Origin of the sequence: Candidatus Nitrososphaera gargensis Ga9.2, assembly GCF_000303155.1 — an archaeon.
In the GTDB taxonomy this organism is placed as follows: Archaea; Thermoproteota; Nitrososphaeria; order Nitrososphaerales; family Nitrososphaeraceae; genus Nitrososphaera; species Nitrososphaera gargensis.
Genome location: NC_018719.1, coordinates 1,214,626 through 1,229,376 on the forward strand (window position 1 = coordinate 1,214,626; position 14,751 = coordinate 1,229,376).

Below are 14,751 nucleotides of genomic sequence, written 5' to 3' on the forward strand. Positions count from 1 at the left end.
AACCGGTAATAAGCCGAAGCTATATCGGCATTTCCATTATAAAAGCATTATTCGAAAGGCACGTAGGGAACCAGTATAGCCGCTGCTACTATGGCTACCATGACAAGCGTCAAAAGCATGTTTGCGTTCTTGGCCAACACCTTTGACTTTGCACGCTTTTCTATGAGGGCGCCGTACAGCTGGCCGCCGTCCAGAGGGCCGATAGGGAGCGCGTTGAATATGCCGACGTTAAAGTTGATGAACCACAGCCAGAACAACAGGTTGGCCACCGGCCCAAATACAAAGGAGTCGCCCAGAACGCTAGAGGTATATCTTGGGGCCATCACGTCAGAGTAGGGGACTACTGTCGGCTGCATCGTTGGCGGCAACAACAGTGCCAGCGGGTTTGAGCCAAACGCGCTCTTGTACCTGTCAAGGACTGGCTGAGCGTCTGGCGAAAGGGGAGTAACGTCGACTCCCAATATTCCTCTGCCCGGCTCCACCGCAGCCGGCAGAGTCACCTGCCGAGTTATGGTATTGTAGGACTTGTCAACCCAAGTTATATCGATGGTCCTGCCAAGGTTGTCCCTGAGCAAAGGCCCCAAGTCTTCGATGGCTTCGACCCGTTGGCCGTCCACATACTGTATGACTGACTGAGGCTGCATCCCGATTGATTCTGACAGAGATCCACCGCGCACATTGGCGACCATCACGCCAAACTGTGGGGCATCTGGATCAGGCGGAAGCGGCGTAAGCGTCGAAACTACCAAGAACAGTGCAAACAGCGAAGCGCCGGCCAGTATCATGTTGTTGAGCGGGCCGGCTGTGAGCACTGCACTCTTTTGCTTCAGCGTCGCCTTGTTCAGCTCATCCCTTTCAATGTTGACAAAGGCGCCTATGGGCAGACCAAGGAACAGCACAAGACCAGTCGAGTCAACTCTGATGTTATAGACGCGGGCGACAATGCCATGTCCTGCTTCGTGAATGATGATCGTGATAATGAGTGCTGCCCATCCATAAGTTATCGGCAGGAATGGATTGAGGCCGGGGATAAGCAAGTTGGCCTGAGGACCTACGTCGGCTACAGCACCCCTTGCAGTGGAGTTGGAGAACATGATCATGAGCGAACCTATTATGAGGAAGATCGCAAGACCTGTTATCGCTGGCATCAGGTACGTGTTAAAGTCTGCATACACTTTGGCCGCACGCCATTTGGCGACCCTGTCAAAGAACTTAAGGCCAAAAGGAGTGTGGATAAGTATCAGGGGGAGTTTTACTTCGGCACGCACTCTGCTCTTTTGCTGTTCCAACCGAGTGTATATTATGCAGCCTCTGTATTTAAATCAAAGCATCCTCTTGTTGCATACAACAACAGCTAGACGCCACTGCTCTCTGTCTTTTGTATTTCGATATAGACCTTGTCGCCGACCTTGATGCCCATATCCTGGTACTCCCTCATGCTCAGCTTTATCGTCGGGGACTCTGTCAGCCCTCCGCCGAGCCCGGGAATATTTGCCATGACCTTGGGCATGTTCTTCATAAGGTCTTCTATCGAATTAAAAGTCGCCACGCCTGAGCCAAACGGGTTCATGTTGGGCCTATCGGGCTTGTACTCTTTTGGGTCGTTGAAGGTGACATAGACGTACGGGCTTCCGTCCTGTGACGCCTCAATTCTGGCGATTATGTATTCCCTTCTCATTTATGGCGTACCTTGCACAGAGGGACTTATTTGCATATCTAAAAAGGCGGCTGGAAGACCCTGTTGCAAAGGGGAGCAGGGTCCGTCCAGAGGAATCACGGTCTGGTTTCGGAAGGGCGGTTTTTACGATACTGGTTGGCAGGATTTGCAATAAAAAGGTCGTTGATCATTGGTCTATTGTCTGCCTCTAGCAGCAACTAACAACAATTGTGTCAACAACATTTTTCTCCTACGACAGATACAGAACTCTGCTCCTTGACTTTGTGCTGACAGGCCAGTTCCATTCGCACCAATGCCCAAAATGCGGGGTGGTATACGACTGCGACCAGCATGGTTGCCTGAAGTTCCAGAGGGGCTGCGACAGGTGACCGTTCTCACTTTCACTCTTAACATAAAGTCTACATTAGAGGATTGCGCACCGATCTCGTGCTTGCAATAGATGCGGCCAGCGTCACCAAGATATATAAGGATGCCCGACAGGCCGCGCTGTCAGATGTTTCGCTCAAGGTAGAAGCAGGCACAATTTTTACGCTGCTTGGAAGGAACGGGGCAGGCAAGACTACCTTTGTGCGCATGTGCGCCACGCAACTGATGCCAAGCTCTGGCAATATCCGCGTGCTTGGCTACGACGTTACAAGCCAAGCAAAGCAGATACGGGAGCTCATTTCCATCGTGCCACAGGAGGGCCGGCCCCTCAGGGCTCTGACGTCTTGGGATCACGTCTACAACTGGCTCCAGATAAGGGGTGAAAACAAGCAGACTGCCAAAGAAAAAACAGAAGAGATCCTGCGCAAGCTCGAACTGTACGAAGCGCGAGACAAGCCTGCAATGAATCTATCAGGAGGTATGAAGCAGAAAATTCTGGTTGCGATGGCGATGGCTACTGACGCCGAGCTTTTGTTTCTAGACGAGCCCACCATCGGGCTTGACCCAGTGTCAAGGAGGCAGGTCTGGTCTGCTATAAAGGACTGGAAGAGCAAGGGCGGCTCGATACTGTTGACGACACACTACATGGACGAGGCAGAAATGCTGTCCGATTATATCGTCATTATCGACAGGGGCACGGTGATCGCGCAGGGGACAATCCAAGAGCTGCGCAAGGTGATACCGCAGAACATTAGGGTGGACATTGCGCGGGACGGACTTGACGTTGACGTTCTAAGGTCGTACGGCTCTGTTGTCGACACGGGAGCCGGGATGCTGCGTGTGTTCACATTCGAGTCGGCTGTTCGGGAGCTGTCCGAGCTTGCGCTGCGCAAGAACCTTGCATTCACCGTTTCGCCGGTAACGCTTGACGATGTGTTTGTCTACCTCGCAGGAGGCGGCATTGGAGATGACCAGAATGGCAGAGGCTAGCATGATGCTGCCTGTAAGGCAGGCGTTTCTCATCGCCTACATGACGGGCGTGCTGTGGCTGCGGAGGAACCCAATGTCACTCGTTTTCACAGCCATAAGCCCATTTTCGCTTCTGTTTGTGCTCTTTGTCATTAGTGGTGGCCAGTACACTGACTTTGCAGTCGCAGGAAGCCTGGTTATGGCGCTCGTGGGCTATGGCCTTGCCCTCGGGCAAGACATCTCTTTCTACAAGACAGAATACAAGGTGCAGGATGTGTTTGTTGCGTCACCTGTGTCGCCGCTGACCTATATGATGGGACTTGCATTATCGGAATTGCTGTTTGGATTGCCCGCGCTAGTCGTACTGGCATCCCTTGTCATATTCTTTGGCGCGCCGATATTTAGCATCCCGCTGCTTGTCGCCACGATCCTGCTTATCTGGGGGTCAATGTCGGCGATAGGATTCTTCCTTTCATCGCATATGCTCCACATGCGGAATGCGACACAGGTCATTTCGTTTGTCAACGTGATACTGGCGATCCTGCCGCCAGTGTTCTACCCAATAGACATCATGCCGCCGGCGCTGCAGCCACTTGCCTATGCTATGCCTACTACCCATGCATCGCTGATAATCCAGTACATCATAGGCATGGATACCTTGCCGGAAGGGTGGTCGCTTGGCTTTGGCTTTACAGTGCTGATTGCCTACTTGGTTGGCTTTGTCGCACTGGCAAAAACTAAAGCTATCTGGAGAGAGAGCTAGACTATTCCCAAGGGAACACGATCCACCTGTTGTGGTCGAGTACCTTTGCCGTTATCCAGTGTCTCTTGTACCTGCTCATGCAGAACGCAAAATCGCAGTTGAATTCTGTCAATGCATCTATCACCTTATGATAGGTGTCGCCAGTATCGTAAATATTATCAATTACCAAGTACTTCTTGGCAGTGTCTAGAACTGGCATATCTGGCTTTATCATAGTCTTGTTGCGCACCGGCACGAACTGAATGATGTCAAGTCCTAGTTAGCGTGACAACAGCTTTGCTGGTATGATGCCTCCATTAGTGATACCAAGGATGCCGTCATATCTTGCGCCTGACTTTTCTACCTACAAAGCAATTTCTTTCACCAAGCGTTCTATTTCCTACCATCTGCAGAATTCCTTTCCTTGGTACGCCAGATTGCCTTCCAACAATCGTTGGAAAGTACATCTTGAATTTTAATTAAGAGGTCACGGTGGGATTTGGACCCACGACCTGCTGATCTCTTGACGAAGTTTACAAGTCAGCCGCTCTGGCCAGGCTGAGCTACGTGACCTCGTGCGCTCTAATGGTACTGCGTTTTATTAATTAAACGGCGTTTCTGGAAACACCGTTAAGGCGTTAGGTGTGCGTGAAAAAGGGCTATTTTGGACAATTATGCGTCCAAGATAGTGTCCAAGATGGATTTTTTGGGGTCACGAGTGGCTGCAGAGTGGCAGCGGGAGCACAAAAAACGTGTCTGTCCATGCTCCTAAAGGTGGTACGAAATCATTAAAGTAGTCCACAAAAGCCTTTTCCTAAGAATCAAAGAATCAGGCTCGAAAAGCGCATTATGGACAGCAAAAGCGTCCAAGATAGCACAATACCACTCTCAAAAATCCTTTTCCTAGGAATAAGTAAACATGGACAGGAAAAATCACTAAGCGATTAAATTTCCTGCTTAACTTCTTGTCATGTGCGGGAGAGCGAAACTGTCTCCAAAAGAGGGAGACCAAAAAAAGGATACAAAACAGCGGTTATTCGCATACATGAAAAACTAAAAGGACTGTTGGAAAATGATGCAGAGGGCAATCATGCAGACTTAGCAGACATTGCCTCTGTTCTCATTGCAAGAGCCTACGGCAGACAGGACATAATCAAGCAGGTTGAACGGAGGTCAAAGAGGCAATGAGGGTAATCATTGAACGCCAACATTTCAAATTTGAATTTGAGTATTCCTATGGCTTTTTCTTTGCAAGAGTCAGGCTATGGAGGTTTACTGTTGCAATGTCAGGAGGTCTACTGAATAGAGAATGACCGAGAAAGAAGAGGATGCAAAGTCTGGCACTGTCACTATGAAAATAAGCAGTGCCATCAGGGATGAACTAAAGAAGATTGCAGAGGCATCAGGAAAAAGTCTGCATCAGGTAACAGAGGAGGTATTCTTTGCAAAACTAGCCATCCAAAAAGAGCAAGATGGAGCCATCAATAAAGCAGATGCAGAGTGCTCAGTTTTTGAGTTAGCCATAAAATACAAAGTCGATGTAATCAAGCAACTAACCGCAGCTGCTAACCTTAAACTGAAAATGGAGCAGATTGCCTTAACCCATGACAAAAGGGAGAAATTGAAAAATGGCGACATTCCAAAAATAGAATATCGCAATAAATATTGTTGTCCCCAATGCGGGGAGGCGTTTGCAGAGCCACTAAATTGCATGAGTCACTTTAACGAAAAGCACGAGAGACAGGAGCAAGAGAGCAAGGCTCTTTATCTCTGTCCCTACTGCCCAACAGAGAGGCTCTGCACAAGTGCGGGAGCATTGCAAGCTCACTTTTTGACAGAGCACAAAGACAGATTCAATCCTCCTCCGAGTCCAATACAGAGACCCATACCCAACAGTCCAACAGTGCAGGAGAAAATAATCTACCAAGATAGAGAGGTCAAAGTTTACGCTTGCATGTGTGGTAAACTCTGCAAGGACATAACAGAATTAGGCACACATTACATCAAGTGCGAAAAAATCAAAATCATTGCAGGGAGGGTAAGCGCTTGACTCAGGCAATATCATCATTTTGGCATATTTCGTGCGTATTGAGACTCTATGCTGAATATAAGGAGGTTTTGTGATGTCTGAGGTCTCATTAAGCACAAAACAGGCGAAAAAAAGACCTAACGCCAAGAGATGCAAAGTATGCGGTCATGAAATGAAAAGGCTCTATGTCCAAATTGGATATGTCAGGAGAGGCATAGGGTGGATATGCTGGAGAGAGATTGCAAAAGCATCTCGGTATAAGACTCTCAAGAAATTGGATTATCAAAGAATCATCAGAATTGACGAGCACGTTCATTTAGTCGGGAGTGGTCGCTAGTGTGGAAATGCGGAAAAGACTATTGCGAAATTTGCGGGAGACATGACGCACTAAACCCAGTCACAAACTGCCTGACATGCGGGAGAGACTTCTGCAATGAACATATCGGTCAGCATCATTGCGGAGGATGGCGCTGATGGAGAATGATGACGGCTATGCTGTGGAGGGTTTCTATGTTAGAAAAGACTCTATCGACATTTTCGTACGCTATGCGTCAAGAGCCGCTATCGGTGCTATTCCTGTTGTGCATAATGTCCATTATGTCAAGAGCATACGGACGATTGATGCTGACACTGCAGAGAGCCTTACAGAAGCGATGCAAAAACTGCTCAAGTATGCAAGAGCAATGGAGGGAGCCTGATGAACGATTGCAAAGGTTCCTGTAAATTTTTTGGAAAGCCAATAGGGAGCGATTTTTACTATCAGGGCTTTATGTGGTGCTCAAAGTGCACGAGACCTATACCGCATACAGAGAGACATGCCAACAGCAACGGCACTGAAAAAATACGGTGCAACTGTTGCAATCAAAAATGCAGAGTGCAAGCAGACAAAATTAGAGAATTAAAAAATGTGTATGCCTGCTTGATAACTACTAAACAAATATTCGTAGTTAATCAAGTAGCTCCCCTCATTTCTTCAGTTTAATTTTTCCTTTTACACTCCCTAGTGTCTGGTCTATCTTCTGGTCTCTGCTCATTGCCTCTCCCATTGCCATTGCATGATTCATCATATCTCCAATACTGCTATAGAATCTCCGTAGACTCCATGCAAACATGACAGAGTGATAATATAATTTCAGTTGCTCAAACATCTCTATCGCTCCATATCATCAGCAAAGAAAAGCCTGTCAGTGCTCCGCTAATGGCGATAATGATTAAGCCAATTTCCGAATTTGTCAAAGGGATTTACCACTCTCTATGATGACGATATTGTCAGGGTCTTTTTTACTCCATCTTGCAAATTTGTATTTTCGCGGTAGTGTGGGGACAACTTGAGCAACTTTTGCATCAAAATATTCGCTAATGGTCTCTAGGTCGCTTTTTGCATTCGTATATCCGCAGTATAGGAGGTCTACACACTTACAAAATGTCTTAGGGAGTCCAACCACTCTCCTAGACATTATTATCAGTCCTACGTTTTGGTGCCTGCCATTGATTGCAAGACTCTCCAGTTGCATAGAGTATTGCGGTTTGTATAGGTCTATGTCGTCAATTATGCCAAGAACATTGACATGCTGACGGAGATACTTGATAAATGCATCAAGAATTTCCGTAGTATAGAATTTTGGTTTGACAATTTTGTAAGCAATGTCCCTGTATGCGTGCTCAAAGTTGGAATTGAGCACGATTATCTTTGTTTTTGGCACTCTCTTTGCTAGGTCTAATGCAACAGTAGTTTTTCCGCTCTCTCTGTCATGAATCAGACAACAGAGGTCTTTATTCCATCTGAATCTAGGAGCGTTTTGCATCATTTACCCTCCTGATGATATTGTCCATCAGTGCGATCTCAATTTGCGTCATGCCTCCGTTAAGTTGCTCTTCGGAAATGCGTTTTTCATTCTTGGCTCTTGCAAGTCTCAGGTATTCCATCATTGCATGGAATTTGCTGTTGTCAATTTCAACAGCTGCCAAATCATTCCTGCACTCTGCGCAAAAGAATCTACCCTTTAGCAGTTGGCATTCATTCTTTGAACTACAGATAATGCAGTGTGGCAATTAGTGTCCCTCCTGCTTTTTCGCTTGCAATCGCTCATACTCTTTCATGGCATCAGATTCTTCTTTTTCCTGCTCCTCAACATCTTTGGTAAATTTGCGTCCCACTACTCTTGTTAAAACTGGTTTGATGATCGCTTTTGCATAGTTGATAACATCTCCAAGAGGATGCTTGAGATGGATGCGCTTTGCAATCATGACATTTCCATGATTGCGAATATTCTCTTTTTCCTGCTCTGTCAGTGGCTCCAGTCCTCTCCTCCTGAATATTTTATCCTCTATCTCTATCGGGAGTTCGGTAATGTCTGAGAGGTCTATCTCTGTCCCTTCATCAACAGGTGCGCTTACATCAGGATTATCAAGGTTTGAATCTTGAGGAGGCGTTATATCCTGTCTGGCATTTTCTCCAGTTAAGTCAGGCGTGGGATGTTGAAAAATTGGCAAATTGGCTCTTGGCATTTCTTCATTTTTTCGCTCTGCATACATTCCGCTAACCTCTTGAGCCTCTTCTGCAACTGGTGCCTCTTCGATAATGAGTCCATCAGAGCCACTACTGGAGGGAGCAGGAGATGCAGGATTCTCCAGTGCGGTCTCTGGTTTCAAAAGTCCCTTATTTCGTGCCTCCGTAATTACATGATAAACATAGTCTTTTCCCTCTTTGGTCTTTATTCCCAATTTGGCAATTATTTCAGAGGTCGAGGCTCCCGCTTGCTTCATTTTAATGATCACATCTTTTGCAGGTTTTGGCTTTCGCCCACTTTTGGCTACCATTGATAGTAATTGCGTGATTCACTCTTAACTAGACGCGGTAATTGCAAAATGCAGGAATGAAATTTCTCCTGCTCTGTCCTAATAAGAGTAATTACCGTATATTCCAATGATGGCTGAACAACAGTCAGTAGTTCAACAGATAAAGTCCTTCAAAATCGGAGGGCTTAGCCATTCCGAAACGGCAGTCGCTTTTATGTCGTCAGCGGGTGCATTCGTTACTTATGCATACGTGCTGGACAGACTGCCCGCTTGGTTTGGAATTTACACTAACCTTGTTATCGGGCTTGGTTCTCTTGTTTTCGCTGCGCTTTTCCGCATACAATTCCTGTCGCCGTTTCTGCTCGGTGCCTCTTCGATATTTCTTGTAGATGGCATTATTGACGTATTCGCAGGGAGGATGGTTCCATAATGGCATCTAGTGCAATCGCCAAAAACTCAAAGAATCAAGTTGCTCAGGTAGAGGTCGAGTGGGACAAGATAGAGAGCGTTTCAAAGGCTCTGTCTACAATCCCGCAAGATAGCGGAGAGCTGATTGTAAAACCATTCGGTGAAATTGACAGCATAACTCTTGCAGTAGCTCTCTCTCTGACTCAGGGAGCGGGAGGCTCTGTAACTGCTATCGCTATCAATGGCATAAAGGACTTTCAGATAAAGGACAGAGGCAACGACAACATAATGAAGATTGCAGGAGCAAGACTGAATCATCTTTATCATCTGCTAACTGGTCTCACTCTCCCTGTAACAGGAACTAATATCAATGCCTCCTCAAGTGGCACTGACACGATGAAGTTTACTCTGCCTGTTGCAATAGAAATGCCAGACCAGCCTATTCGCATTGCATACGAAATTGACACGCTGACCAATGCAGGCAATGCAAATAGCACTTCTGGCTCTGTCACGATAGACACTTACATTCACTACGGTCACACTGTTGCAGACAAAACCATCAGGTTCAAAGAGGGACAGACAGCATCTCTTGGCACTGGTGAAAAAGACATTGCAAGAGATCTGCTCAAAGAGGGCACAATTACTCAGATTGCGCTATTCTTCCCAACGGTTACAAACATAGCGCAGCTGTATGTGATTTTCAAGCCTGATGGAGAAATTACCGTATTTGACCATATAGATGAAGAGGCTCTGCAAGCAATGGAGGTGCTGCGCTATCCCGTCTCTGGTCATTCGGTAACTGGTCTCTATCCTCTGTTCCACAAGCCGTTCACATGGCAGGAGGATAAAACAGAACTGACGGTAAACATTGCAGACGCTCAGGAGGTCAGGGTTTACCAGTTCTACCAGAAGTAGGAGGGAGCAACTAAAAAATGGCTAGTTGCTCATGGCAGGAGTTCCTGATTAATCCGCAGGCAACTTCTATCTCCTGCATTGGTGGATTCTTCTCTTGGGCTAGTGGTGGAATAGTAGGAGGCATAAACTGGATAGGAGAGCAGATAAAGATAGGACTCAAGGGTTTTGCTGATGCACTGCGTCCGTATTGGGTTTACATAGCGGGAGGTCTGGTAGTCGTGTTTGGCATCCTAGTGTGGAAATACGGAATAGTCGGTGCATTCGGCAAAGTGGTTAGCAAGGTGATATAGAGAAATGGGGCTAATCTCTGCAATCACTGCGCTAATCGGAGGTTTCGCTGGAGCCTTAACAGGCTCCAGTTTTTCTTTTTCCGATCCAAAAACAGGAGAGAGCGTTGTAGTCCAGTCTAGCGGTTATTCGTGGGCTAGGATGATAAACGACAGGCTCACAACGACTGCTCAGACATTGGCTCAGGGAGCCTCTTTGAAATTCAAAAACGAGACTCAGAGACCAATGCGGGTGCTATACGTTTCGCTGGTGCCAGATAGCGCATTCAAAACAAAAGGACACGTTCAGGTATTGATTAATGACATTTCCGTATTTTTGCCAAACAAGCCGGCATATTTTACCGATATAGGGAGCAAAACGATTGACTTCGGCAACGTAGGCATGACTCTGCCCGCTGGAAAAGACATAATCATTCAAACTGCAAGCAGTGATGGCACCTCTGTCACTCTTACCGCAGCGGTGGTGGTGGCTCAATGACATTGCAAAGATTGTTTGATGCAGTGCAAGAATCGGCTCAGGTAATTGGCAGGAGAGGTATGCTGTCAACGGTGGCACCAACGATGCTCTTGCTGGTAACAGAGACTTTTGTTAATGAGCCTCCTCCAATGTCTCTGCTGACAGCAGAGGAGTTTAGCAATGAGCCTCCTGCAATGTCTCTGCTTGTCACTGATGGATTCGAGAATGATGCGCCTCCAATGTCTCTGCTAGTGGCATCACAATTCAATGGCTATTCGTGGATTCCAAATGTACTGATTGATTGCAGAAAAGATAACGCAATTTTTGGAGCACACATTAACGTAGAAATTACTTATGAGCAGGAGATAAGTGCGGGAGTATGGCAACAGTTACGGTTTACTCCTTTTGGCACTCTGCTTGAAACATCATATCCTGCAAGACAGCATAGAGCAACGGTACCTGCAACATACGTAGAGTTTAGCGAGGCAGAGCAGAAAAACATCATTTACGATGCTGTCAGTACATCGCTGACATTCCATCCATCATATACAGAAAAGACAGAATTTGTTTTTGTCTACATTAGGAGGGTTGTATAATGGTACTTGGAGATTACACAATAGATTCAAACGTGACTTTGACATCACCTAACGACTCTCCAACAACTAACCCTAGCGTTAGAATAGTCGATAACAGGTCAGGCAGTAGTCTCAATTCTGCTCCAAATATCCCTAGCGGTAATACCATTAACGGAGTAGACATCAGAGGCAGGAACATTGGACAGGTTGAAACATATTTCATGCTTGATGCGATCAGTGGCGCAACTCCCATTCATGGAGCAGGAGTCTATTTCAGGTACATAGATGCAAATAACTGGTACTGTGCGGGCATTCACAGGAGGAGCGATATTGTAACTAAAACATGGTTCGTGATAGTGAATAATGCAGGAATAAAAAGCGAAATTGCAACAGGCAACATCAGTCAAACAATCAATGATGCAACATGGTACAAAATGCGTATAACATGGTGGGAGGCAACAGGTCAGCTCTTTGTTAGAATTGAATTTAGCGATAATGGAGGAGCCTCTTGGACTCAATTGAATCCAGGCAATACTGCTCATGCAAGCAATTTGCATAAGTCAGCATCAAATAAAATCGGATGGGGAGCACAAAACATCAACCTCAACGGAGGAGCACAGAGTTATGCAGTACAATTCGATGATTTCAGAGTCTACGGAGCATAGGAGCAGGGAGAGAGATTGAATGACAGAGAGCCAGAATCAGAACGGAGGATTCAAAGCAGACAAGATGATGCAGAACGTGATCATATTGTTCCTGATAGTGACTCTTACTTTGAATGCGGTTGGTCTACTTTGGATGGGTGTTCTGAATGGTAAAATCGAGTTCACAGGGAGCATCGATGCAGGAGTCATAGTTGGCGTAGTGGTCTCGGTTGCGATTGTAACAGTGCTCCGTTATGTGTTTAAAAAAGAGAATGTCTAGGGAGGCATTCTCTCCCCTTCCATTTTTGTAACTAGTATTTTGTCTCTGCTTTTGCCTCTTTAATCCATTCCTTTATGGTCGGGATGTTTTTAACAAAGTCGATGTGATCGCATTTCTTAAAGCCAACGTGCTTTTCGCATTCCAAGTGAATCAGCTCGTCCGAATCTTCTGCCAAATAGACTATAACCAGTTCTGACTCTTGACGGTCATAGAGCACCACTTTTGAATTATTGATTATTTTGTATGGCGTGAATCTTGGCTTTTCTAATTCGGCAATGTGGTCTGATAGCCATAATTCAACGACATTGTTATTTGTATGCCCGCTCCTGCTCGATTCTTCTTTGATTTTTTTAAGTATTCTCGGAGGGAGTCTGTATGTTACCGCTTCTCTTTTCACCTCTGGAACTGAATCTACCAAAATTGCCCGCTCTCCGTAATCCTGTAACAGTATTGTTTTATAGCCTTTTGGTAGCATTTCAGAGGGGTTTTTGTAACAAATTAGCCAATTTAAGCGGTTTGGATAACCCATATATCTGATTGCAAATTGCTTATATACTGCAATCAAATAGCAATCATTATGGTTCGGGAGAGAATGTGGGAGCCTCAACATGCGTATGCTGCCTTTTTTTGGAACAGGGAGCATCCTGATAGATTCAGCATTCGTGATGTTGCAGGTCTCATAAAGTCAGAGTTCGGGAGGCACTATAGCAAGTCCAGCGTTTCAAACATGGTCGCAGATGTTGAGCAGGCTCTAAAGAGTGGCAACGAGCAGGCAAAACAGGACTATGAAAAAGTGAAACTCGAATTAACAACAGGAAAAAAATACTTTTGGAGGTATGATGCAGACGGCAAAGTCGATTCTCCGTATGAAGTTGTCAAAAGTGTTGCAGAGAGAATCTATGGCAGAGGCAATTACTATCCTGATTGGTTTCTTGACCAGTTAAACGTAGCAGAGCGTTTCTGGCAATTCGTAGGCAAAAAGAATCCTAAAGATTGGACAGAGCAGGATTATAACAAATACATTGGGACAGTAGGAGCAGGCTCAAAATACACTCACACTATTGCAATTCGGCAATTTGGACAGCAAATTAAAGACATTGACGATCTAACAAGAGGTCTCAAGCCTGCACCAAGAAAGCCAAAACTTTTGAAACTGCCAGATTTCCCGCAGCTCTATCAAAAGATAGTTGCAAAAGCAGTTGAAATTGCAAGACCAGAGGAGAGAGAGCAGATTGAGTTTATCCTGCAAGTCAAGCCAAGAATAGGAGTCAGGACGGGAGCCAGAGAGACAGGAAAAGGTCTTTGGGGCACCAAAGTGGGCGGAGAGTGGAAAAACAAGAGAGGCAAAAATGCTTCATTCGTTCAGGTAGTCGGCAATAATTTCATTTGGCATTTGCTGGAGAAAAAGGATGAAGAGTGGGACATTAACTTTTACAATGCAGAGACCAAAAAGCGCATTATTGATTATGTCAGCAAAAAGCAGGCTGGAGAGTGGCTCATTGAAATTAGCATTAGCCGAGTATCCCGCATTCTAAAAGAAGCATGTCTGGCTCTTGGCATAGGTCAATTCAGAAAAGACGACGCAGGCAATATTGTCAAGGATAAACTGAATCGTCCAATAATAGATAACGCTCTGAGGCTCCATGATTTAAGAAAAGTCTACATTTCATTTCTTGTCAGGTCGGGCATTCGCTTAGAGCAGGCAATTACCCTTAACGTAGGATGGAGAGACATTGGCACCGCTGCAAAATACTACCTAGAGTTCCAAGAACTAGCAGAGGAATTACAGAAGGCAAAAGAGCGTTTCGCTGCGCTTTTCGGAGAAAAGGGAGAGGGAGGCGCATTGCCAGAAGCAAAGCACGAGCACGAGTCAGGAGAGGACGATGATGAAGAGGAGGGAGAGGAATAGTTGTCTGTAAATTTCTGTTACATACAGGGAGCTATAGCTCAGCAAAATGCAATCAATTTGGAGGTGAAATGATTGCAAGAAAAGACAGCAAAAGAGGTCAAGGAAATGCTCAGGAGAGCAGGCGTTGAGGTCTCTGATTGCAGTGATGCAGTCAGGTTCCAATTAGCCAACAGGAGCAGGAGGGACTATTGATGCAGTGTCAATGTAAAGAATGCCACGACTGCCCGAATAAAGTCACGTGGAAAACACTGCTCAGGCTGACAAGAGTGTGTCACGCTTGCTTCTGGGGTTTGCATGGAGGTGAATATTGATGGCATACATCTATGGTGAGCATTATGCACTTGGTGACATGCTCACCATTTTTACTATTTGGTGCACTGGCTGTTATCACAAAATTACCTTTTTGAAATTGAGGGTAAAAATCACTGATGAAAAGGTCGCCATAGTGTGCCCGCAATGCGGGGAGCCTATCAAAACAGTCAGAGCAAACAAGCACAGGACACTCGACGAAACAGAGCAGGAACTAAGAAAAGCCGTCATTTCACTGGTCAATGAAATACGTTTCAAAATGTATGCAGAGCGAGAGCAGAGAGCAGGAAAGCAGGTCACGACAACATCAGAGGAGGGAGGAAATTGAACGGAATTAAAAAAGTGCTCAAGTGCTCCGAATGCCTCTTTACAACAGAGGTCTCG

General features: G+C 45.9%; 24 protein-coding genes and 1 tRNA gene. 16 read left to right on the forward strand and 9 right to left on the reverse strand.

Annotation, left to right across the window (positions count from 1 at the left end):
• Positions 1–47 precede the first annotated feature (47 nt).
• A complete protein-coding gene (locus NGAR_RS07240) occupies positions 48–1,289 on the reverse strand; it encodes a site-2 protease family protein (RefSeq protein WP_015019028.1) in 1,242 nt (413 codons plus the stop codon).
• 65 nt (positions 1,290–1,354) lie between these two features.
• The gene (locus NGAR_RS07245; protein ID WP_015019029.1) at positions 1,355–1,678 is read right to left on the reverse strand and encodes a hypothetical protein; all 324 of its coding nucleotides are present in this window, start codon (positions 1,676–1,678) and stop codon (positions 1,355–1,357) included.
• Positions 1,679–1,887: 209 nt separating this feature from the next.
• On the opposite strand from NGAR_RS07245, the gene NGAR_RS17395 reads away from it, so the two are divergent.
• From NGAR_RS17395 to NGAR_RS07255, 3 genes are read left to right on the forward strand one after another with little or no spacing between them, the layout of a single operon-like run.
• Positions 1,888–2,046, forward strand: coding sequence for a hypothetical protein (locus tag NGAR_RS17395; RefSeq protein WP_015019030.1), 159 nt, complete (start codon positions 1,888–1,890; stop codon positions 2,044–2,046).
• A gap of 58 nt (positions 2,047–2,104) precedes the next feature.
• Positions 2,105–3,034 carry an ABC transporter ATP-binding protein gene (locus NGAR_RS07250; protein WP_015019031.1) on the forward strand — a complete coding sequence of 310 codons (930 nt, stop codon included), beginning with the start codon at positions 2,105–2,107 and terminating at the stop codon, positions 3,032–3,034.
• Positions 3,021–3,776, forward strand: coding sequence for an ABC transporter permease (locus NGAR_RS07255; protein ID WP_015019032.1), 756 nt, complete (start codon positions 3,021–3,023; stop codon positions 3,774–3,776). Before NGAR_RS07250 ends, NGAR_RS07255 begins: the two co-directional genes overlap by 14 nt.
• 1 nt (position 3,777) lies before the next feature.
• Here the strand turns inward: NGAR_RS07255 and NGAR_RS07260 are convergent, their stop codons facing one another.
• Together NGAR_RS07260 and NGAR_RS07265 are read right to left on the reverse strand one after the other, a co-directional pair.
• Positions 3,778–3,990 (reverse strand): hypothetical protein, encoded by a 213-nt coding sequence (locus tag NGAR_RS07260; protein WP_148681120.1) that lies wholly within the window; start codon positions 3,988–3,990, stop codon positions 3,778–3,780.
• A 249-nt stretch (positions 3,991–4,239) separates the two neighbouring features.
• Positions 4,240–4,328, reverse strand: a tRNA-Thr gene (locus NGAR_RS07265).
• 492 nt (positions 4,329–4,820) lie between these two features.
• Here NGAR_RS07265 and NGAR_RS18775 point away from each other — a divergent pair.
• The 4 genes from NGAR_RS18775 to NGAR_RS07280 all read left to right on the forward strand — a co-directional run bounded on the left by NGAR_RS18775 (position 4,821) and on the right by NGAR_RS07280 (position 6,482).
• Positions 4,821–4,943 (forward strand): hypothetical protein, encoded by a 123-nt coding sequence (locus NGAR_RS18775; protein WP_266190402.1) that lies wholly within the window; start codon positions 4,821–4,823, stop codon positions 4,941–4,943.
• Between the two features lie 121 nt (positions 4,944–5,064).
• Positions 5,065–5,805: a hypothetical protein gene (locus NGAR_RS07270; protein ID WP_015019034.1), complete on the forward strand. Its 741-nt coding sequence runs from the start codon at positions 5,065–5,067 to the stop codon at positions 5,803–5,805.
• A gap of 73 nt (positions 5,806–5,878) precedes the next feature.
• Positions 5,879–6,121 (forward strand): hypothetical protein, encoded by a 243-nt coding sequence (locus NGAR_RS07275; RefSeq protein WP_148681121.1) that lies wholly within the window; start codon positions 5,879–5,881, stop codon positions 6,119–6,121.
• A 136-nt stretch (positions 6,122–6,257) separates the two neighbouring features.
• Positions 6,258–6,482, forward strand: a complete 225-nt coding sequence (locus tag NGAR_RS07280; RefSeq protein ID WP_148681122.1) for a hypothetical protein — start codon at positions 6,258–6,260, stop codon at positions 6,480–6,482.
• 267 nt (positions 6,483–6,749) lie between these two features.
• On the opposite strand, the gene NGAR_RS07285 is transcribed toward NGAR_RS07280, so the two are convergent.
• The 4 genes from NGAR_RS07285 to NGAR_RS07300 all read right to left on the reverse strand — a co-directional run bounded on the left by NGAR_RS07285 (position 6,750) and on the right by NGAR_RS07300 (position 8,604).
• On the reverse strand, positions 6,750–6,932 hold the full coding sequence (locus tag NGAR_RS07285; protein WP_015019036.1) for a hypothetical protein: 183 nt from the start codon (positions 6,930–6,932) through the stop codon (positions 6,750–6,752).
• Positions 6,933–7,016: 84 nt separating this feature from the next.
• The gene (locus tag NGAR_RS07290; protein ID WP_148681123.1) at positions 7,017–7,592 is read right to left on the reverse strand and encodes an ATP-binding protein; all 576 of its coding nucleotides are present in this window, start codon (positions 7,590–7,592) and stop codon (positions 7,017–7,019) included.
• Positions 7,573–7,752 (reverse strand): hypothetical protein, encoded by a 180-nt coding sequence (locus NGAR_RS07295; protein ID WP_015019038.1) that lies wholly within the window; start codon positions 7,750–7,752, stop codon positions 7,573–7,575. Before NGAR_RS07295 ends, NGAR_RS07290 begins: the two co-directional genes overlap by 20 nt.
• Before the next feature lie 84 nt (positions 7,753–7,836).
• Positions 7,837–8,604 carry a hypothetical protein gene (locus NGAR_RS07300; protein ID WP_015019039.1) on the reverse strand — a complete coding sequence of 256 codons (768 nt, stop codon included), beginning with the start codon at positions 8,602–8,604 and terminating at the stop codon, positions 7,837–7,839.
• 193 nt (positions 8,605–8,797) lie between these two features.
• Between NGAR_RS07300 and NGAR_RS07305 the strand changes: the two genes are divergently transcribed.
• From NGAR_RS07305 to NGAR_RS07335, 7 genes are all read left to right on the forward strand, one after another.
• Positions 8,798–9,013, forward strand: a complete 216-nt coding sequence (locus NGAR_RS07305) for a hypothetical protein (protein ID WP_148681125.1) — start codon at positions 8,798–8,800, stop codon at positions 9,011–9,013.
• On the forward strand, positions 9,013–9,906 hold the full coding sequence (locus NGAR_RS07310; RefSeq protein ID WP_015019041.1) for a hypothetical protein: 894 nt from the start codon (positions 9,013–9,015) through the stop codon (positions 9,904–9,906). The genes NGAR_RS07305 and NGAR_RS07310 overlap by 1 nt, the downstream gene beginning before the upstream one ends.
• A gap of 17 nt (positions 9,907–9,923) precedes the next feature.
• Positions 9,924–10,196 (forward strand): hypothetical protein, encoded by a 273-nt coding sequence (locus tag NGAR_RS07315; RefSeq protein ID WP_015019042.1) that lies wholly within the window; start codon positions 9,924–9,926, stop codon positions 10,194–10,196.
• A gap of 4 nt (positions 10,197–10,200) precedes the next feature.
• Positions 10,201–10,671 (forward strand): hypothetical protein, encoded by a 471-nt coding sequence (locus NGAR_RS07320; RefSeq protein ID WP_015019043.1) that lies wholly within the window; start codon positions 10,201–10,203, stop codon positions 10,669–10,671.
• A gap of 89 nt (positions 10,672–10,760) precedes the next feature.
• Positions 10,761–11,246 carry a hypothetical protein gene (locus NGAR_RS07325; RefSeq protein WP_148681126.1) on the forward strand — a complete coding sequence of 162 codons (486 nt, stop codon included), beginning with the start codon at positions 10,761–10,763 and terminating at the stop codon, positions 11,244–11,246.
• Positions 11,246–11,890 carry a hypothetical protein gene (locus NGAR_RS07330; RefSeq protein ID WP_015019045.1) on the forward strand — a complete coding sequence of 215 codons (645 nt, stop codon included), beginning with the start codon at positions 11,246–11,248 and terminating at the stop codon, positions 11,888–11,890. The genes NGAR_RS07325 and NGAR_RS07330 overlap by 1 nt, the downstream gene beginning before the upstream one ends.
• Positions 11,891–11,909: 19 nt before the next feature.
• Positions 11,910–12,149 (forward strand): hypothetical protein, encoded by a 240-nt coding sequence (locus NGAR_RS07335; protein WP_148681127.1) that lies wholly within the window; start codon positions 11,910–11,912, stop codon positions 12,147–12,149.
• 31 nt (positions 12,150–12,180) lie between these two features.
• Here NGAR_RS07335 and NGAR_RS07340 read toward each other — a convergent pair whose 3' ends face one another.
• Positions 12,181–12,678, reverse strand: a complete 498-nt coding sequence (locus tag NGAR_RS07340; RefSeq protein ID WP_148681128.1) for a hypothetical protein — start codon at positions 12,676–12,678, stop codon at positions 12,181–12,183.
• A gap of 48 nt (positions 12,679–12,726) precedes the next feature.
• Here NGAR_RS07340 and NGAR_RS07345 point away from each other — a divergent pair, with 48 nt between their 5' ends.
• Together NGAR_RS07345 and NGAR_RS07350 are read left to right on the forward strand one after the other, a co-directional pair.
• The gene (locus tag NGAR_RS07345; protein WP_015019047.1) at positions 12,727–14,058 is read left to right on the forward strand and encodes a hypothetical protein; all 1,332 of its coding nucleotides are present in this window, start codon (positions 12,727–12,729) and stop codon (positions 14,056–14,058) included.
• 310 nt (positions 14,059–14,368) lie between these two features.
• Positions 14,369–14,695, forward strand: a complete 327-nt coding sequence (locus NGAR_RS07350) for a hypothetical protein (RefSeq protein ID WP_148681129.1) — start codon at positions 14,369–14,371, stop codon at positions 14,693–14,695.
• Positions 14,696–14,751: the final 56 nt, after the last annotated feature.